Here is a 19,197-nt window from a genome sequence, read left to right on the forward strand (position 1 = left end):
AACGGCAGTTACTCAGCAATCGATGGTTTTTAAAGACCAGAAGGCCCGGATTTCCTCTCGGACGTCCGGGCCTTCTGTGGTGGTGGATGTGGGTTAGGGGATGTCCAGTGCTGCGCGGCGCTGCGGCGGCGGCCCGACGACGGTCAGGTCCATCTCCGCCTGGGCGCGGCCGAAGCCTTCCATATCCATGTAGGGCTCGCCGCCCTCCGTGTACATGTAGTCCTCGGTGGGTTCGTTGAAGTACTCGAAGAAGCCGTTGAACACCGACGGGGTCAGGAAGCCCACCATCTGGGTATTGTGCGCATCGAGCGCGAATGAGTGGACGGTCCCTGCGGGGGCATGGACAAAGTCGCCCTTGGTCAGGAGCATCTCCCGGCCGTTGGCGTAGAGCCACATCCGGCCTTCGGTGCACAGGAAGTTCTCCGTGTGCTGGGAGTGGAAGTGCAACGGGATGTAGGGGCTCTTGGCACCCTTGGTGTGCACGGCGAAATAGTTGGATCCCGTATTGGCGGGCCTGGACAGGTAGGTGAACATGGTCTGGTAGCTGACCAGGCGATCACCCTCGCCGGCACTGAGGAAGTACGGGCTCTGCGTGGGCGGCAGCCCGGCGTCGTGCTTGAACGACGGCGCCACCCGCTCAACGTCGGGGAACGTGATGCCAAACTCGGCGCCCACCTCGGCCTGGTGCTGCAGGCTGGCCTGGTGGCCCGGGCGCACCGGCGGGACGTGCGAATCGATGGGCGTGCCCACCCGCTCGTAGTAGGCCTCGCCGCCGCCGGGGGTCATCCAGTTCAGGAAGCGGGTGTAGTGGCTGGCCATCCGGTACGCATGCGGGGTGTTCGGCGGGATGACCACGGAGTCGCCGGGGGTGAGGATGCGGCTTTCGCCCGGCAGCCAGACGTGCAGGATGCCATCGAAAACGTAGAGCGTCTTGTGCTCCACTTTGTGGCTGACGAACGGGGACTCGGCACCCATGCCGCCGGAAATGTAGGCAGCGCTGAAAATGCCCCCGGTGTCGGCGGCGCGGGCGATCACCGTGACCAGCTGGCCGTTGATCTCGTAGCGCGCACCCTCGCCTGACGCCATGTAATACGGCACCGCCTCGCCGGGCAGCGCGTTGGCCACCGGGAGCTGCTTGTTCATTTCCTCAACGCTGAGGGACATGGTTTCCTTCTTTCCAGTCAGCCGGCCCTTGCCGGAGCGTGACCTACATCATGGCTGCCCCGCCGCCGGACCACGAGCCCGGATTCCATTGGTTGAAATCCGAACCTGGCTGCCCGTCACGTCCTGTTACCCCTCACATTCCTTGCAGTACTTCTTGCCGTCCTTCTCACGTGCCAACTGGCTGCGGTGGTGCACCAGGAAGCAGGACATGCAGGTGAATTCGTCCGCCTGCACGGGTACCACCTGGACGACGAGTTCCTCGTTGGAGAGGTCCGCGCCGGGCAGCTCAAAGCTGTCCGCAAGGTCCGCTTCGTCCATGTCGGGAGCGGCCTCCCGGCGGCCGGACTTGTCGGACTTCAGCTCATCCAGGGCGACGTTGGATTCATCCTCGGGAGCCACCCGTGGAGCGTCATAGTCAACTGACATGTGGTGTGTTCTCCTGTCCAGCGGCTGGTGTCCAGATTGTTCTGGACAGATCGACAACGCCGGATGGGCCCAACTAATTCCCACACCGGGTGGAAACCGCAATCTTCGGCGGCAGCGGGTGATTGTTGGCATGCTTGACCTGTGGCCAACCTGTTGAACACGGGTAGCGGCACCGGACCACAAGGGCGCCGGACAACAATCTAGAGGAAGTAACCAGGACATGACAGGGCTTTTTGATCTCACGGGGCGCGTAGCCCTGGTCACCGGTTCCAGCAGGGGCATCGGCTCGGCCCTTGCCAGGGCGTTGGCCGACGCCGGAGCCACGGTGGTGCTGAACGGCGTCAACGAGGAGCGGCTCAAGGATGCCGCTGCCGCCATGGCGGCGGATTTCCCGCCAGGCCGGATCCACAGCGTGGCCTTCGACGTCACCAGCGACGACGCCGCGGCCCGCAGCATCCGCTGGATCGAGGAGAACGTGGGCCCGCTGGAAATCCTGGTGAACAACGCCGGCATCCAGCACCGGGTCCCCATGCTGGACCTGGACGTAGCGGACTGGGAACGCGTCCTTTCCACGGACCTGACCAGCGCCTTCCTGGTGGGCCGGGAGGCCGCCCGGCACATGATCGGCCGTGGCCGGGGCAAGATCATCAACATCTGTTCCGTGCAGACCGACCTGGCCCGGCCCACCATCGCCCCCTACATCGCGGCGAAGGGCGGGCTGCGGAACCTCACCCGCGCGATGACCGCGGAGTGGGCGGCTTCGGGGCTGCAGATCAACGCCGTGGCGCCCGGCTACATCCACACCGAAATGACCCAGAACCTGGTGGACGATGAGGAGTTCAATTCCTGGATCCTGGGCCGGACACCGGCGCACCGCTGGGGGACGGTGGAGGATCTGGCCGGCCCCGTCGTGTGGCTGGCCTCGGACGGCTCCAACTTTGTCAATGGACAGACCATCTTCATCGATGGCGGAATGACAGTGGTGGTCTGATGGCAACGCCTGTTGATATTGCCTTGCCCGCCACCGGCCCGGCGCTGGTGGCACACGCCGCCGGGGACTTGCGGATCGATGAGGTCCCGCTGGCCGAACCGGCGCCGGACCAAGCGGTGGTGGAGGTCCTGTATGGCGGCATCTGCGGCTCGGACCTGCACTACTGGCTGCACGGGGCGGCGGGGGAGTCCATCCTCAAGGCGCCGCTGGTCCTGGGCCACGAAATTTCCGGCACGGTGGTGCGGCAGGCGGCAGATGGGTCCGGCCCTGTTGTGGGGACCGCCGTCGCCGTCCACCCGGCTACACCCAGCCCGGGTGCTGCGCGCTATCCGGCGGACCGGCCCAACCTCTCGCCCGGCTGCACGTACCTGGGCAGCGCCGCCCGCTACCCCCACACGGACGGTGCCTTCAGCCGGTACGTCACCCTGCCGGTCCGGATGCTCCGGCCGCTTCCGGACGGCATGGACCTGCGCACCGCGGCGCTGATTGAACCGGCCTCCGTCGCCTGGCACGCCGTGTCCAGGGCCGGGGACGTCCGCGGTAAAACCGCGCTGGTCATCGGGTCCGGCCCCATCGGCGCCCTCGCCGTCGCCGTCCTCAAGCGCGCCGGCGCGGCGCACATCACCGCCGTCGACCTCCACCCCAAACCGCTGGAAATCGCCACGGCCGTGGGCGCCGACCAGGTCATCAACGCCGCGGACACCGACGTCATCGCGGCCGTGGAGGCTGACGTCGTCATCGAATCCTCCGGCAACCACCACGGGCTGGCCTCGGCCATCCGGGGCGCGGTGCGCGGCGGCACCGTGGTGATGGTGGGGCTGCTGCCCACCGGCATGCAGCCGGTGCCCATCTCGCTGGCGATCACCCGCGAACTGGACCTCAAGGGATCCTTCCGCTTCAACGACGAGATCGATTCCGTGATCGCCGCCCTCGCGGACGGGTCCCTGCACATCAGTCCCGTCATCACGCACGAGTTCCCGTTGGCCGATGCCCTCCACGCCTTCGGGGTGGCCAAGGACTCCACCACCTCCGGAAAGGTGCTCCTCTCCTTCGGCGAAGCGGGGCAGCAGGTCCACTAAGCGCCGCTGGGATACTCCGGGCCAACAATGGTGGTAGGTAGACTGGTCTACCTACCACCCATTGTGAGGAGTACCCGTGGCTGCTTCAGGCCTTCCGGCGTCCGTCCGTTCGGCCCCTGCCCGCCGCCCTGCCCGCGAGCTTCTGCTGGAGGCGGCCGCGAGGCTTTTCTACGCGCACGGTGTGGCGGCTACCGGGATCGACACCATCACGGCCGAGGCAGGAGTGGCCAGGAAGAGCCTCTACAACAACTTCAGCTCCAAGGCGGAGCTGGTGGCTGCCTACCTGGAAGCCAGGCACGGGGAATGGCTCGGCCTGTACCGCCGGCGGCTGGACACGGCGCGGACACCGCGGGACGGGGTCCTGGCGGTCTTCGATGCCTACCTGGACCATGCCAACTCCGCCTACCAGCACGGTTTCCGGGGCTGCGGGTTGCTCAACGCCGCGGCCGAACTCCCGGCAGGGGACCCCGGCCGCCAGGCTGTGCGCCGCCATAAGGAAGAAGTCCAGGAACTCCTGGCCCGGCACGTGTCCGGGATGTTGCCCGGCCTGCCGGAACAGGCGCCGGCAATCGCGGCCCACCTGGCGTTCCTGCTCGAGGGCGCCATGGCCAGGGCCGGACTGGAAGGCAACGACGGCCCGCTGACGGAAGCCAGGCGCATGGCCGGGCAGCTGCTGGACACCCTGTGACCAACAGCCAGGCCCACCCCCGGACGCAACTATGGGGAGCCCTGTCCGTGGTGGCTGCTTCCGTCCTGTGGGGCACCACCGGCACCGCGGCCACTTTCGCCCATGGCGTGGGCCCGCTGGCCATCGGCGCCGTGGCCATGGGCCTGGGCGGACTGCTGCAGGCCCTCTACGCCGCCCGGCAGATTCGCAGCCAGGCAGGCATCCTGATCGACCGGCGGCGCCTGGTTGCGCTCGGCGCCGCAGCCGTTGCCGTCTACCCCCTGGCCTTCTACAGTTCCATGCACCTCTCCGGGGTGGCCGTGGGAACCGTCGTCTCCATCGGCTCGGCCCCCGTGGCGGCAGCCCTCATCGAACGCTTCGCTGACAGGAAACCGCTGAGGCGGCAATGGCTGGCCGGGGCCGTGCTGGCAGTCGGCGGCGCCGCGCTGCTGTCCTTCGCCGGCCACGCTCCGGCAGGACCGGCTGCGGCGGGTGCAGCCAGGGATTGGAGCTCGACGGCGGGAATCCTCCTGGGCCTGCTGGCCGGCACCACCTATGCCCTGTATTCCTGGGCAGCCCACCGCCTGACCGACCAGGGCATCACCCCCCGGGCTGCCATGGGGTGCATCTTCGGGCTGGGCGGACTGCTCCTGATGCCCGTCCTGGCCCTGACGGGCACGCCCTTACTGGAGTCCTGGGGCAACGCGGGCGTAGGAGCCTACATGGCCGTAGTGCCGATGTTCGCCGGGTATGTCTTCTTCGGCTGCGGACTTGCCCGGGTGGGAGCGAGCACCGCCACCAGTATTTCCCTGCTGGAAACCGTGGTGGCTGCCGTGCTGGCGGTGCTCGTGGTGGGAGAACGGCTCCCTGCGCTGGGGTGGCTCGGCGCCGCCGTCGTGCTAACCAGCCTGTTCATCCTGACGCCCCGCGCCCGGACTGCGACGCCGGCGGCTGCCCAGGCCGGAGCCAGCGGCCCGCATGCAACGGCACGGCCACCCATGAGTGCGCAGCCGCAGGACAGGGAAGAGCCGGCAGCAGGGTCAGCCGGTGTGCTGCCGGCGCGCGCTCCGGGCCAGCACAGCGGGGACCAGCACTAGGGAGGCGCCCAGCCCCAGCAGCAGAATCCCCAGGAACACCGCACCCGGTGCGGGGATGCCGGCCCCGGCGAGGATGAGCACCACCCCAATCAGGACCGCCGCCACTCCCGGGAACAGGCCGGCAGGAAGGCGGCGCGCCGGATAGCCGGAGAGCAGCTCCATGGCCAGGTGGGGATCGTCCGCAATCAGGCCCAGTTCGAGCTCTTTGAGCAGGCGGCGCTCCTCGTCGGACATTGGCATGGCAGGTCCCTGAATTCCTTGGGAGGCGGTTAGGTTTCGACCGTAGGAGCCTGCCGGGGGTTAGTCAAGGGCTCCGGCCGCCCGGGCTGCCTCGGGGAAGCCGGCTACCGTCGTCGCAATTCCGCGAACTCGATGGAGGGCACGATGGCGCCGGCGTCCCGCTCCACGAAGTTGGTGCCCGGTGGCACCAGGTCGTCGATGGCGTCGAGCACCGTTTCGCCCGGCTGGACGTCCGCGGCGCGGAGGTACGCCTGGAGGTGTTCGCTGCTGCGCGGTCCGATGATCACGCTGCTGATGGCAGGGTGGGCCAGGGCGAACCCCACGGCCAGGTCCACCAGGGACAGCTCCAGCTTGTCCGCGAGCCGGGCCAGCGAGTCTGCGGCGAGCAGCTTCCGCTCGCTGGCGGGGCCGGACAGGTCGTACCGGCCGGGAAGCGAGTGGACGCGGGTGGGCGGCTTGCCCGATTCCAGGACGAAATTGCCTGAAAGCCAGCCGCCCGCCAATGGGCCGTAGGCGAGGACGCCCAGGCCGTACTGCTGGGCGATGGGCAGCACGTCACGCTCGTTGCCGCGGACCAGCATGGAATACGGAACCTGGTTGCCCAGCGGCGGAATGAGGTGGTTGGTGGTGGCCAGCCACTGAGCCTCCACCAGTTGGGCGGGTGTGAACACGGAGGTGCCGTAGTACAGGATCTTGCCCTGGCGGATGAGGTCGTTCAGGGTGGTAATGGTTTCCAGGACATCGGTGTTGTAGTCCGGCCGGTGCGCCTGATACAGGTCGATCCGGTCCGTCTGCAGCCGGCGGAGGCTGCCCTCCACGGCCTGGGTGATCCAGCGCCGTGAGTTGCCCGAGTGCGCGGGATTGGGGCTCATCTGGCCGTGGAACTTGGTGGCCAGGAAGACGTCGTCCCGGCGGCCGCGGAGTGCCCGGCCCACCACCTGCTCCGATTCGCCTTGGGAATAGACATCTGCGGTGTCAATCGCGGTGACACCGGCGTCCAGCGCGGCATGGATGATGCGGATGCTTTCATCAGCGCCGGTGGGGGCGCCCTGGCCGTTGCCGGTCCCTTCACCGAAATTCATGGTCCCAAGGGTGAGGGGACTGATGGGGGTTCCCGACCTTCCGAACACCCGCAGCTCGCTCAGGCTCATCTCCGGTCTCCTCCACTCATTTGCCGTGCCCTGGATCGTCACGACGCTACACAGATCCGGCAGGCCGGCGAAGATTTCCGTTGCAGTCCTTCGCTTTTCGTCGCATGGAGTAACCGGGGGCCGCGGGGATGACGATTTGTGGCGCGCAAACAGCGGGAAAGAGTGCCTATATTGAGGCATGGGCACCATCAGCAGCGATGAACAGTTCGTCCAATTGCACGACCTTGTGATCGGCAGCAGCAACGTTGCGGACTTCCTGTCCGAGTTGTCCGCTGTTGCCGCGTCAACGCTCACCGAAGCCGCGGGCGTCCTCATCGAATGCGGGGTCACGCTGCGCCGCCGGAAGCGCAACGCCACCGTTGCCGGCAGCAGCGAGCGGGCCGCCGTCCTGGACAAGCTGGAACAGGCCCTCGGGGAGGGGCCCTGCATTGCCTCCCTGGACGCGATGCGCACCATGGTCCTGTCCGACGTCCAGACCGATACCCGGTGGCCCGACTACCAGAAGGTGCTGGCAGAGAACGGCTGCCGCAGCGTGCTGGGCGTTCCCTTGGCGCTGGACCAACACCAGGCTGCCGCCCTGAACTTCTTTGCCGCCGAGCCTGGAGTGTTTGCCCCCAACGTCATTCGCACGGCGGAGGGGTTCGCGGACCTCGCCGGGCGGGCGCTGAGGCTGGCCCTGCGGATCGCCGACGCCCAGAACCTGGCGGATGACCTGAAGGCGGCCATGGCGAACCGCACCACGATCGACCTCGCGTGCGGGGTGATCATGGCGCAGAACCGGTGTACCCAGGATGAGGCCATGGCCCTGCTCACCAAGGCATCCAGCCACCGGAACCAGAAACTGCGGGACCTGGCCGGCGACGTTCTTGGCCGGGTGAGCGACGGCCCGGTGACCACGCACTTCGAACCATAACCGGCCCGGGATGCACGCTAAAACTACGTCCTGACCTGCTGGTATGCCGTCCGGGTTTCGTCTCTGCGCTGCCCTGCAATAATCTGAACGAACGGTTGTGCACGGGGGTGTATGCGCCCGGCATGGCAGGCAGCACTGTAAGTTCCGGGACCATCACAGACGAGGCGGACACCCATGACGGCTTCAGACCAGCAGTATGCAGCACGCCCGGCAACGCCCGCAGGCACGCCGGCCGCTGCCGCGGGGACGGTGGATCCGGACCTGCTGCAGCAACTGGCCGACGCACATGGCGTGGGCACGTCGTTCCAGGGCTGGGACGGGCTTCCGCACTCCGTTGCCGAACCCACGCTGATCAAGGTGCTGGCCGCGCTGGGGGTCCAGGCCCACACCAACCAGCAGATCGAGGCCGCCCTCGCGGAGGTGGAACTGGCGCCCTGGCGGCGCATGCTGCCACCCGCCGTCGTCATCAAGCAAGGCGAACCCGCGCAGGTGCCCGTCCACGTACGGGACGGTGCCACAGCAGGCCTGAAGATCACCCTCGAAGGGGGCACCGGAATCCGGGACGCGGTCCAGGAGGACCTGTGGATCCAGCCCCGGGAAGTCGACGGCGTTTCCACCGGGCGGGCCACGTTCTCCCTTCCCGGGGACCTGCCTTTGGGGTGGCACACCCTGCACGCGGAATCGGAGGGTGCCACGGCCACCGCAGTCCTGGTGGTCACGCCGGCCCGGCTGGCCACCGCACAACCACTGGAGGAACGCCGCGGCTGGGGCCTGGCCACCCAGCTGTATTCGGTCCGGTCCAAACGGTCATGGGGCATCGGCGACTTCGCGGACCTGGCAGACCTGGCGGCGATCAGCGGCGCACGCGGCGCCGACTACGTCCTGGTCAACCCGCTGCACGCCGCCGAGCCCATCCCTCCCATCCAGCCCTCGCCCTACTCGCCGTCCACCCGCCGGTTCTTCAACCCGCTGTACATCCGTGTTGAAGCCATCCCCGAACTGGCATACCTCCGGCCACGGAAACGGGCGGCACTGGAAAAACTGCACGAGGAAGCTGCAGCCCTGAACAAGGACGGGGACCGGCTGGACCGGGACACTGTCTACGCGGCCAAGCTGCAGGCACTGGAGATGCTGTACCACACACGGCGCTCGCCGTCCCGGCAGGCGGCCTTCGATGAGTTCTGCCGCATCTCGGGCAGCGGGCTGGATGACTTTGCGCTGTGGTCCGCCATCCGTGAGGACCTGCCGCCCGGTGACCCCTTGTGGGCGGATCCGTCCTGCGCCATCGGAACGCCGGAGGCGGAAGCCCTGCGGGAGAAGCTGGCGGACCGGATCGGCTTCCACCGCTGGCTGCAGTGGATCTGTGACGAGCAGCTGGAAAACGCCCAGCAGGCTGCGCTCCGCTCCGGCATGCGGCTGGGTGTGGTGCACGACCTCGCCGTCGGCGTGGACCACAACAGCGCCGACGCATGGACGCTGGGCGGCGTGCTGACTCCGAACACCAGTGTGGGTGCCCCGCCGGACATGTACAACCAGCAGGGCCAGGACTGGGGCCAGCCGCCGTGGCACCCCGCCCGCCTGGCCGAGGCGGGCTACCAGCCGTTCCGCAACATGCTGGCCAACGTGCTCCGCCACGCCGGCGGTATCCGCGTGGACCACATCCTTGGCCTGTTCAGGCTGTGGTGGATCCCCAGGGGGAACGCGCCCGGGGATGGTGCGTACGTCCGGTATGACCACGAGGCCCTGATCGGCATCCTGGCCCTTGAGGCGCACCGCGCCGGTGCCGTGGTGATCGGAGAGGACCTGGGCACCTTCGAACCGTGGGTGCGTGACTACCTTGCCGCCCGCGGCATCCTGGGCACGTCCATCCTCTGGTTTGAGTACGACGCCGATGCGCCCCTTGCGCCGGAAAAGTACCGCACGCAGGCGCTGGCCAGCGTGAACACCCACGACCTTCCGCCCACGGCCGGCTACCTTGCGGGGGACCATGTGGGGCTTCGGAGCCGGCTGGGACTGCTGGAACGGTCTGAGGAGGAGGAGCGGGCCGAGCACAACGCCTCGCTGGAGAAGATGTTTGCCCTGCTGCGCGACCGTGGATACGCCTCCGGTGGCACTGCGCCCGGAACCGACCGGCAGTCCGCGGAGGAGCGCACCATCGAGGCGCTGCACCTGCTGCTGGCCGAGGCGCCGTCTGTGCTGTTGGGCGTGGCATTGGTGGACGCGGTGGGGGAGCGGCGGGTCCAGAACCAGCCCGGCACTACCGGTGCCGTGTACCCCAACTGGCAGGTTCCGCTGGGCGGCCCGGACGGCAGGCCTGTCTACCTGGACGATCTTCCCGGCAACAGGCGCTTCAACGCCCTGCTTGCCTCCGTGGAGGGAGCCCTGCACGGGTCCTGACTGGCTGGTTAGGCACCAAGGCCCCGCCGCTTCCTTAAGCGGCGGGGCCTTGGTGCTTGTCCGCTGGGCCTAGCCGGCGGTGATCACATGGGTGACGTGGTCGTACCGGAACGTGACCGGGCCGCCGTCGTGCTCAAACACGATGTTGGCTCCAGGCGTTGCCCCGCCGGCCCCATAACTGAGGTCCCATGATTTGTTCAGGGCCGCCTTGAACTCGTAGCTTCCCGCCGGCAAGTCCGGCACGGTGAGCTTCCAGACGAGGTCTGCCGGGTCCAGGACCAACTGCGCCTGCTGGCAGGCCGGCTCCCAGTCGGTGGCGCAGCCCAGTTCGCTGTCCATGCTTCCGGCTGCCGCCACGGCGGACGGCTGCTGGGACGCGTAGGCGGCGCTGAGCAGGTGTGTGCTGTTGTCGTAGCGGAAGGTGACCTTCCCGCCGGGGTGGTCCAGCACGATGTTCTGGCCGTTGAGCTGGCCGTCAGCGCCGTAGTTTTCATCCCAGCCGCCGTTGATGGCTGCCTTGTACTCGTACTTCCCGGCCGGTAGGTCGGTGGTCAGCCGCCAGATGCGGTCCGCCGGGTCCAGGACCATTTTGGCCTGCGGGCAGGTAGGATCCCACTGTGCGGTGCAGCCCATGGCCTGGTTCAGTGATCCGGCCACCGTCACCGAATCGGGCTGCGGCGCCTGGCCTACCGTGACGGTCCTGGTGCCGCTGGTGGCATCGAATCCCTTGCCCGCCATGACGGCCCGGTATTGGACTTTCGTACCTTCAACAAGGGTGGAGACGTCATCGATCGCCGAATACACGGGCGAGGAGGAATCCGTGCCCACCTCGGTCCAGTTCCCGCCGTCCACGCTGCGCTGGAAGGCCACCACGTAGCTGGCCTTCTCCGGATCGGCGGTGGCGCTCAACTCCACTTTGCCTTCCACGCTGGCGCCTTCGGCGGGCTTCTGCAGGGCCAGGACGGGCGCGGGGACGCTTGCCGGGCGGCTTTGGCTGGTGGCGGTGTGGCCGCCGTTGTCCAGTACGGTGGCGCGGTACTCCAGGGGCGTGCCGGCGTCCAGGGCCGCGACGTCGTGAAACACCTGGTACGGCGCGGTGTCGTCCGTGCCAATCGGCTGCCATGGGCCGCCTGCCGTCCGGGCTTCGAAGGTGACCTCATAGAACGAAGCACCCTCGACGTCGGCCGTCACGTTGATGCGCCCGTTGTCAGTCGGTGCTGCGGCCGGCTGCTGGAGGGCGACGGCGGGGGCGGCCTTTGAGTGCGGGATCCGGCCGGAGGATTCATAGACGACGGCGGAGAGCGGCGGCACGGTGACCGTCAGCTTGGCGTCCTCCGAGGTCTTGGCTTCGTCGGGCCCTTGCCCGTAAATCCTGGTGTAGCTGCGCTTGGCGATGTAGGTGGGGATCGCGGCTGTCTGTGGCTGGGCGCTGTTGTTCAGGGCCACCACGTATTCGCGCTGGTCCTGGGCGTCCGTGCGGGAGAAGGCGTAGATGCCGGGTCCGTCCGCGGCGTAGCGGTGCTGGTGGGCACCGTTGCGCAGTGCCGGATGGTCCTTGGTGAGGGCAGCCAGCTCCTTGATCTTGGCGTACAGCGGGTGGCCCGGGTTGAAGTTGTCCGTGGCGTGCGTGGCATCGGTGCCCAGCAGGTCATCGTCAAGGTACTCCGGCACCTTGCTGGCGAAGAGGGTCTGGCGGGCATCCTGGTCCCCGCCGGGGCCGGTGAAGCCCTGTTCGTCACCGTAGTAGACCACCGGGTTGCCGCGGGAGAAGTACATCAGCTCGTGGGCCAGTTCGTCGCGGGCCACCTTCTCGGCGTCGCTGGCGGCCGGGTTGTCCTGGCTGATGAAGCTGCCGATGCGGCCCATGTCGTGGTTGCCCAGGAAGGTGGGGAGCTCGTAGACGTTGGAATCGGCGTCGGTGTACCAGTCGTCCCCGGCGAAGAAGTCCTGCAGCGCCGTGGCGTCCTGGCTCTTGGACGCGAAGTTGCGCGCCGCGTCCTGGAAGGGGAAGTCCAGGACTGCCTGCATCTTGTTGCGGGTGGTGAACTGGGAGGTGAAGCTCTTGGAGGTGTCGAAGACTTCGCCGAACATGAAGAACTCGTCCTTGCCGTGCTCCTTGGCGTAACTGAGGACGTTGGGGCCGAATTCCTGCCAGAACTCGTTGTTGACATGCTTCATGGTGTCGATGCGGAAGCCGTCTACGCCGAAGTCGCCGATCCAGGACTGGTAGATGTCCTCCATGCCGTGGACCACTGTGGGGTTCTCGGTGAAGAGGTCGTCAAGGCCGAAGAAGTCCCCGTACATGGAGTCCTCGCCGGTAAAGGTGGTGTCGCCCCGGTTGTGGTAAAGCGTGGGGTCGTTCAACCAGGCGGGCACCTTGAGGTTTTCTTCACCGGGGGCCAGGAGGGGCTTGTAGGGGAAGGAGGTGTTGGCGTCCAGCTGGGGGAAGGTACCGGTGCCGGCGTAATCGCGGTCGTCGAAGGGTTCGCTTGTGGCCGTTTTGTAGGGGACGGCGTCCTTGGAGACGTAGCCCTTGCGGTCGCCTTCCTGGTAGCCGATGACATCGGCCGTGTGGTTGGTGATGATGTCGAAGTACACCTTCATGCCGCGTGCGTGGGCTTCGTCGATGAGGCCCTTGAGTTCGTCATTGGTGCCCAGGTGCGGATCGATCTGGGTGAAGTCGGTGACCCAGTAGCCGTGGTAGCCGGCGGACTTGTCCTCCGGCTGGACCGCCTTGTTCTTGAAGCTGGGGGTCAGCCAGATCGATGTGGTGCCCAGGCCCTGGATGTAGTCGATCTTGTTGCGCAGGCCGGCCAGGTCACCGCCGTTGTAGAAGCCCTTTTTCGTGGGATCGAAGCCCGACACCATGGGGTCCGGGCCCAGGCCGCCCTGGTCGTTGGCCGTGCTGCCGTTGCTGAAGCGGTCCGCCATGACGAAGTAGAAGTTTTCGTCGGTCACGGGCCCGCGGAGCGAATGCAGGGCAGCTGCGGAGCCTTGGTTAGTGTTGCCGGGGCCCTTGGAACCGGGGCCGTTGGGGGCGGCCTGGGCCGGGAGGACTGCCGCGGAGACGGCGACGGCGGCCGCCAGGAGCCCGGCGGCGGACCGGGCAGCAACGCGGTGTTTCCGGGTTGGCCGGGGGTGCGGGGTACCTGCCGGGCCTGCCGGCAGCTGGGCGCGCGGGGGAGCGCCGGGTGGGGTGCGGAATAACAAGGGCGAGACCTTCCTGGGAAGCAGCGCTGCTGTACAGGCTTGCCGTTGACATTGGGGATGCGGCAGGAGGGTTCACAGGTCAGCATGCTGACCTGTGAACCGAGTCACAACTGTAAGCGCTTGCACTGGATTACTCCAGTGTTTGGGGGAGGGCCGTGGGGCGGCCGGCGCCTGCGGTCCAGTCGTGCCAAATGATGGTCCTGTTCCCGTACCTGGGCCCGCCGGTTAGCATGGAATCTCCGGCAGATGCGGACGGAAGGTGGGCGCGGTGACGGAAAAATCCATGCCGGGCGGGCCCTCCCGCCGCCCTTCAAGGGCCTGGGCCTAGGCCGCGTGCCGGTGCCTGCGGGTTCCCCTGGCGGTACCGCTCCGCTGACCCCTGGGCCCGGGGAGGCTGGGAACCAGTTGCCGCTGGGGTTCGGCCGGATCGTCTCCCTGCTGAAGTCTGCAGGCTGTGTCTTTGCCGAAGATGAGGCCACCCTCCTGCTGGCTGCGGACAGCAGCCCCGCGCAACTTTCACTCAACGTCCAGCGCCGGATCGAGGGCGTCCCGCTGGAACACATCCTGGGATGGGCAGAGTTTGCCGGCGGCCGGATTGCGGTTGAACCCGGCGTTTTCGTGCCGCGGCGGCGCACGGAACTTCTGGTCAATCAGGCCCTGGATCTGCTGTCCGGCGGGGTCTTGGAGGTGCCGCCCGACGGAGTGCTGGCGGCACCTCCGGTAGTGGTGGATCTCTGCTGCGGCTCCGGTGCCGTGGGGACGGCCATCCTCCGCCGTGCCCCCTACGTGGAGCTGCACGCGGCGGATATCGAGCCTGCCGCTGTACGGTGCGCCTGGCGGAACCTGGAACCCCTGGGCGGCCATGTTCATTGGGGTGACCTGTTCTCAGCCCTCCCGCCCGCGCTGCTTGGCCGGGTGGCGGTGCTCGCGGTGAACGCTCCGTATGTGCCGACGCAGGCAATTCGCACCATGCCGCCGGAAGCCCGCCTTTATGAACCTGCCGTCTCCCTCGACGGAGGCCCCGACGGCCTGGACTTCCATCGGCGGGTCGCTGCCGGGGGTATTCACTGGCTGGCCCCCCACGGTCACTTGCTGATCGAAACCAGTGACCGGCAGTCGGGCCGCACCTCCGACATCATGGCCGCCGCCGGATTTGCCGTTCGTACGGTGCGGTCAGACGAGGTGGACGGGACCGTGGTCGTTGGACGCCGGCCAGCCATCACCGACATCCAAGGAGCCACGAAAGCGCTCCATGGGAAGCGGCCGAACAGCAATGGACCAGCGCCTTAAACACTGCCGGCCGCCGCGTCCCCCAAGGATCGCGACGGCCGGCAAGGCGATTCAGTTGTAGCACACGGCCGTGTCATCGCCATGTCACATGGCGGACCGCCCGTAATAAGCGGCGCCGAAGCACCAATCAGGACTTCGCGGCGGTCCCGCCGGAGGTACCAAGGTTGGTGGTTTCCGGGTGGGTGCTGTGGGCGGGGATATGGTCCCCGCCCAGGCCGGCTGCCTCGCCGGCCACGGACGTATCGGCGGAAGTTCCGGCAGCAGGCCCTGAGTGCTGGTCGCTGGCCGCTGCGCCGTCACGGTGCATTGCGGAGCCGATGACGGTGCCTGCCCTGCGTGCCGCTTCCCCCAGCTGGTCTGCCACCTCAGGGGCTTTTTCCTTGATGGTCTCCGTCGCCACGGACACTTTGTCCTGGACGGGCTTGCTGTCCCAAATGCCGGCCGCGCGGGCCTTCAGCTTGTCGTACGCTGCGCGGCCTGACCGCGAACCGAGGACGTATCCCACGGCTACGCCGACACCCAAAAGAAGCTTGTTTTTCACGTTGAACTCCTGCTCTGCGAGAAGGTTGTCAGTCCCGGCCGGGCAGCGGGCGCCCGTTACCGGAGAAAACGAAAGCCGGCCCGGGGATGATGTCCCCAGGCCGGCTTCCTGGCTTGCCCGTGCAGTTACCCGCGGGCGCTGCGCTTGGTGACCATGCCGTAGATGGCAAGGACGATCAGCGAGCCGACGATTGCCAGCAGCCACGTCTGGATCGAGAAGAACTCCTGCAGTCCACTGCCGAAGATCATGCCGCCCAGCCAGCCGCCGAGCAGAGCGCCAACGACGCCCAGGATCAGGGTGATGACCCAGCCGCCACCCTGCCTGCCCGGGAGGATCGCCTTAGCGATCGCACCAGCAATAAGTCCGAGAATCAGAAATGCAATAAATCCCATTTGAAGCTCTCTTCCTAAGTAAAGGAGGCCTCCAGTTCCTGGAGGCACTTCATCCTTCTGGCTCAATAGTAATCATGCTTACTATCTTTTTGCCAACCCCACTTTTCGAAAAAGATGCAGTTCAGGCCGGTTTCAGTGACCGGTTTTGTCCGAATCGTTGCCAGCTCCGGGACCCTCGTCAAGGATCGATAATTCCGCTAGATCCTGCGGGTCCAGGGTGAAATTGTAGATGTCCAGGTTCTCTGCCATCCGTTCCGGCGAAGCGGTCTTGGGAATCGTTACCAATCCGTTTTGTATGTGCCACCGCAGGACGAGTTGGCCAGGGGTTTTGCCGTGCTTTTCGGCCAGTTGGGAGAGGATGGGGGCGCCCAGCAGGCCTGCTCCCGAGCCGCCCAGCGGGCTGTAGGACTCCGTGACGATGCCATGGCCGGCATGGAATTCCCGCTCGGCGCTCCGGGTGATGGCAGGGCTGAGCTGGATCTGGTTTACCGCCGGAATTACATCGGTTTCCGCCATGAGCCGTTCCAGGTGAGCCGGCTTGAAGTTGGAGACTCCGATGGAACGGACTTTCCCTTCTGCCTGCAGCCGTTCAAACGTCTGCCAGGTGGAGATGTACTGGTCCCTGCCAGGCAGCGGCCAGTGGATCAGCAACAGGTCCACATATTCCAGGCCCAGCCGCTTCAAGGACCCTTCCAGGCCGGCGACGGCACGGTCGTGGCCCTGGAATTCACCGTCCAGCTTGGTGGTGATGAACAACTCGCTGCGGTCCACGCCGCAGGCCCTGATGCCGTTGCCCACGCCGCGCTCGTTGCCGTACTTCACTGCGGTGTCGATGTGCCGGTACCCGGCTTCCACGGACTGCACGACGGCGGTCGCCGCCTGTTCGTCGTCCAGCGGCCAGGTGCCAAGCCCCAGCTGCGGAATCCTGTTGCCGTCATTGAGTTCGATGAGCGGTGCAAGTGTCATGCCATCAGTCTCTCTCTATCGGCCGCTCCGGCCTTCAGTGCCCTGGATGCGGGAAGGCCCGGAGGATGTTGCCGGCGTTGTAGTCCAGCGATACCCGGGCCGTATTTGATACCGTATCCGGCTTCTTCTGCTGGGCAAGGAAATCCACGAATCGCTGAACCGCCTGGCCGGCCTTGGCTGGGTCGCCGTCCTGCACGGCCTTGGCCGCCTGCCTGATGCTGGCGCTTAGCTGGCTGGCCACCGGACCGGAGACATCCCCCGACTCAACCAGGTCCGCCAGGACGTCCTGCAGTGCCTTGATGCTGCCCGGAAGCCACGCGCCCCGCAGGGGAACGTCGCCGAAGTCCATGTCGGAGGCGAAGTAGAAATCGGTGTAGGCCGGCTGGTTGTAGGCCGTGTTCTGCCGGGCCACCTCGGCCCGGTACTGCGGATCGTGCATCAGGGTGTACAGCTTATGGTTCGTCACATCGGTGCTGAGGTGGATGCGCAGGGCCGAACTGTCTGCAGTCCGCACCACCATCTCCTCCCGCCAGTCGCCCATGATGTCGGCCACCAGGCCGGGAGTGCCCTTGGTGCTGTTATTGGTCCGGGTGCTGTCAGCCGTCAGCAGTCGCCCGCGCTTCCAGTCCTCGATGGTGGGCGTCTGGTCGCCGGAGCCGCTGATGATCTGCGTGGTCATGTCCGCGGCCCACTTGATGCTCATGTTGGTGCCCGGTGCGCTGCTGGAGAGCTTGCGTCCGTCTGCTGCCTGCATGCCGATGGCCCAGTTCTCAATGCCGGGAACGGAGGGGTCCACGTCGCCGATCATGCCGCGTCCCGTGTCCTTTCCGGAGTAGGCGCCGAACAGGACCTCGCCCGTTGCGGCGTCCCGCATGGCGTAGCCGTACGGGGCGTACGCAGCTCCTTCGTGCACGGTGAAAATTTCCTTGCCCGGCCGGTTGGGATCGATGTCGGTCACATGCATGGCATCGCCGTGTCCCAGCCTTGCCTCGTCGCCGGGAGCGGCGCTGCCCGCCGGCAGGGTGTCGAACGACGTGTACAGAACCGAGCCATCGTCGTCGAGCGTGGCCGATCCGTACACGATCTCCTGCCTGCCGTCGCCATCAACGTCGGCGGCGCTCAGGGAGTGGAAGCCCTGGGTGGTGAGCTTGCCGTAGGTGGGATCTGTTCCGTCCCGGCCGTGCGGGGAGTCATTGAAGGGATTGGTCATGGGGGTCCAGCCCGAATCCACGTTCCAGACGGGCGAGAGGTTGGTCCCGTCCCAGGTATAGGTGGCCAGCGTGGTGCGGGTGTAGTACCCGCGGGCGAACACCGCGGCGGGTTTCCTGCCGTCCAGGTAGGCGACGCCGGCGAGGAACCGGTCCACGCGGTTGCCCGGTTCAATCCGGGCCATGGCGTAGTCGCCCCACATCAAGCCGTCGTCGGTTCGACCCGGCTGGTAGGCGACCGTCTTCAGTTCCTTGCCCGTGGCCCCCTCGAAGACGCTCAGGTATTCGGGGCCGGACACGATGAATCCTTCGAACGCGCGGAGGTTGTTCCGGGCGCTGCGGGAGGGGGCGTAGACGTCCATGAAGTAGTCGGTCAGCGCCTCGGCATCAGCCTGGGACAGCGGGTACTTGTACTTCGGTGCGATGCCGAACGCCTCTTCGAGGGTGGCCGGCCAGTTCCCGGCCTTCACCTCCGGGTGCTCCGTCCAGCCCTGGAAGGTCTTCACCATGTGCCGGTAGTAGTCCGCCGCGCTCATCCGGTAGTCGTCGGTATTCGCATAGCCGGCGTTGATGTCGGACTGGAGCATGGTGATGAACGATTCCGCGGCCACGCTGCCGTCCGCGTTGAAACTGGTGCTTTTGGTCCCCGGGGCGGTCTTCATCATCATCTCCGCCCGGCCGTCGCCGTCGAAGTCGTTGACCAGCAGCTGGGTGTAGTGGGCGCCGGAGCGGATGTTGACCCCCAGATCGATGCGGCTGAGGAGGGTGCCGTCGGCCTTGTATGTGTCCACATAGGTGTTGCCCGTGTAGCCCACCTGCGAGACGTCCTTGGAGTTGTTCGGGTCCCATTTGACGATGAACTCGTACTGCCCGTCACCGTCCACGTCGCCCACCGACGTGTCGTTGGCGGAGTAGGTGTAGGCCTGGCCGGCCGGGGTCACGCCGTCGGCCGGCTTCTTCAGCGGGATGTCCTTGAAGTTGCCGCCCCACGGGGTCGCGGCGGCGCTGCGGTCCACTTCGGCACCTCCGACGACGGCCCGCACCACGTACGTCGACGTGGCGGTCCCGGCGGGGTCCTGGTAGTTGGTGCTGTCCGTGACCGTGGCCAGCTTCTGCCCGTCCCGGTACACGGTGAAGTCCGTTCCGGTCAGGCCGGTTGCCGAGGACCCGGTGGCCTCGTTGCCGAGCAGGCGCCAGCTGAGGAAGACGCCTTCGGAAGTCTTCGCGGCCACCAGGCCGCGGTCCAGGTAGTCGAGCTGGATGCCCGGATTCCCGGGTTTGGGTGAAGGCCCGACGGCGGAGGCCGGGGCGGCGAGGCAGCTCAGTGTCAGTGCCAGGCCGGCTGCGCCCACCGACAGCATGCGAAGGGGAAGAGTGCGGGGATTCATCAGTGAATCCTTTCAATTTTGAGACCGGAAAACGCTTCCCCAGCAATCTAGCGGTGGGGGAGGGGGTAGCGGAAGCC

General features: G+C 66.8%; 16 protein-coding genes. 7 read left to right on the forward strand and 9 right to left on the reverse strand.

Going from position 1 to position 19,197, the window contains the following annotated elements; translation table 11 throughout:
* Positions 1–93: 93 nt before the first annotated feature.
* Both HNO81_RS15565 and HNO81_RS15570 read right to left on the reverse strand, forming a co-directional pair.
* Positions 94–1,164, reverse strand: a complete 1,071-nt coding sequence (locus HNO81_RS15565; protein WP_175319018.1) for a quercetin 2,3-dioxygenase — start codon at positions 1,162–1,164, stop codon at positions 94–96.
* A 126-nt stretch (positions 1,165–1,290) separates the two neighbouring features.
* The gene (locus tag HNO81_RS15570) at positions 1,291–1,590 is read right to left on the reverse strand and encodes a DUF4193 domain-containing protein (RefSeq protein ID WP_175319019.1); all 300 of its coding nucleotides are present in this window, start codon (positions 1,588–1,590) and stop codon (positions 1,291–1,293) included.
* A gap of 220 nt (positions 1,591–1,810) precedes the next feature.
* On the opposite strand from HNO81_RS15570, the gene HNO81_RS15575 reads away from it, so the two are divergent.
* The 4 genes from HNO81_RS15575 (at position 1,811) to HNO81_RS15590 (ending at position 5,424) form a co-directional block, all read left to right on the forward strand.
* Positions 1,811–2,581 carry an SDR family oxidoreductase gene (locus HNO81_RS15575; RefSeq protein ID WP_175319020.1) on the forward strand — a complete coding sequence of 257 codons (771 nt, stop codon included), beginning with the start codon at positions 1,811–1,813 and terminating at the stop codon, positions 2,579–2,581.
* Positions 2,581–3,660 carry an L-idonate 5-dehydrogenase gene (locus tag HNO81_RS15580; RefSeq protein ID WP_175319021.1) on the forward strand — a complete coding sequence of 360 codons (1,080 nt, stop codon included), beginning with the start codon at positions 2,581–2,583 and terminating at the stop codon, positions 3,658–3,660. The genes HNO81_RS15575 and HNO81_RS15580 overlap by 1 nt, the downstream gene beginning before the upstream one ends.
* Before the next feature lie 76 nt (positions 3,661–3,736).
* The gene (locus HNO81_RS15585; RefSeq protein ID WP_175319022.1) at positions 3,737–4,348 is read left to right on the forward strand and encodes a TetR/AcrR family transcriptional regulator; all 612 of its coding nucleotides are present in this window, start codon (positions 3,737–3,739) and stop codon (positions 4,346–4,348) included.
* A complete protein-coding gene (locus HNO81_RS15590; protein WP_371818288.1) occupies positions 4,345–5,424 on the forward strand; it encodes a DMT family transporter in 1,080 nt (359 codons plus the stop codon). The genes HNO81_RS15585 and HNO81_RS15590 overlap by 4 nt, the downstream gene beginning before the upstream one ends.
* On the opposite strand, the gene HNO81_RS15595 is transcribed toward HNO81_RS15590, so the two are convergent.
* Both HNO81_RS15595 and HNO81_RS15600 read right to left on the reverse strand, forming a co-directional pair.
* Positions 5,368–5,664 (reverse strand): DUF3040 domain-containing protein, encoded by a 297-nt coding sequence (locus HNO81_RS15595; RefSeq protein WP_254703513.1) that lies wholly within the window; start codon positions 5,662–5,664, stop codon positions 5,368–5,370. The genes HNO81_RS15590 and HNO81_RS15595 overlap by 57 nt on opposite strands.
* Positions 5,665–5,768: 104 nt before the next feature.
* A complete protein-coding gene (locus HNO81_RS15600) occupies positions 5,769–6,815 on the reverse strand; it encodes an aldo/keto reductase (protein WP_175319023.1) in 1,047 nt (348 codons plus the stop codon).
* A gap of 178 nt (positions 6,816–6,993) precedes the next feature.
* Here HNO81_RS15600 and HNO81_RS15605 point away from each other — a divergent pair, with 178 nt between their 5' ends.
* Both HNO81_RS15605 and malQ read left to right on the forward strand, forming a co-directional pair.
* Entirely contained in the window at positions 6,994–7,728 is a 735-nt protein-coding gene (locus HNO81_RS15605) for a GAF and ANTAR domain-containing protein (RefSeq protein WP_175319024.1), read from the forward strand.
* Between the two features lie 174 nt (positions 7,729–7,902).
* Positions 7,903–10,125, forward strand: coding sequence for a 4-alpha-glucanotransferase (gene malQ, locus HNO81_RS15610; RefSeq protein WP_175319025.1), 2,223 nt, complete (start codon positions 7,903–7,905; stop codon positions 10,123–10,125).
* Positions 10,126–10,194: 69 nt separating this feature from the next.
* Here malQ and HNO81_RS15615 read toward each other — a convergent pair whose 3' ends face one another.
* Positions 10,195–13,335, reverse strand: coding sequence for an alpha-amylase family glycosyl hydrolase (locus tag HNO81_RS15615; protein ID WP_175319026.1), 3,141 nt, complete (start codon positions 13,333–13,335; stop codon positions 10,195–10,197).
* Between the two features lie 246 nt (positions 13,336–13,581).
* Here HNO81_RS15615 and HNO81_RS15620 point away from each other — a divergent pair, with 246 nt between their 5' ends.
* Positions 13,582–14,625: a putative protein N(5)-glutamine methyltransferase gene (locus HNO81_RS15620; RefSeq protein WP_175319027.1), complete on the forward strand. Its 1,044-nt coding sequence runs from the start codon at positions 13,582–13,584 to the stop codon at positions 14,623–14,625.
* A gap of 127 nt (positions 14,626–14,752) precedes the next feature.
* Here HNO81_RS15620 and HNO81_RS15625 read toward each other — a convergent pair whose 3' ends face one another.
* From HNO81_RS15625 to HNO81_RS15640, 4 genes are all read right to left on the reverse strand, one after another.
* Complete coding sequence (locus HNO81_RS15625; RefSeq protein ID WP_175319028.1) at positions 14,753–15,166, reverse strand: YtxH domain-containing protein; 414 nt, start codon at positions 15,164–15,166, stop codon at positions 14,753–14,755.
* Between the two features lie 125 nt (positions 15,167–15,291).
* Positions 15,292–15,558: a GlsB/YeaQ/YmgE family stress response membrane protein gene (locus HNO81_RS15630; protein WP_043451908.1), complete on the reverse strand. Its 267-nt coding sequence runs from the start codon at positions 15,556–15,558 to the stop codon at positions 15,292–15,294.
* Between the two features lie 132 nt (positions 15,559–15,690).
* Positions 15,691–16,524, reverse strand: coding sequence for an aldo/keto reductase (locus HNO81_RS15635; RefSeq protein ID WP_175319029.1), 834 nt, complete (start codon positions 16,522–16,524; stop codon positions 15,691–15,693).
* A 34-nt stretch (positions 16,525–16,558) separates the two neighbouring features.
* A complete protein-coding gene (locus HNO81_RS15640) occupies positions 16,559–19,120 on the reverse strand; it encodes a rhamnogalacturonan lyase (RefSeq protein ID WP_175319030.1) in 2,562 nt (853 codons plus the stop codon).
* Positions 19,121–19,197: the final 77 nt, after the last annotated feature.

The organism is Pseudarthrobacter sp. C4D7, from assembly GCF_013359725.1.
GTDB lineage: Bacteria > Actinomycetota > Actinomycetes > Actinomycetales > Micrococcaceae > Arthrobacter.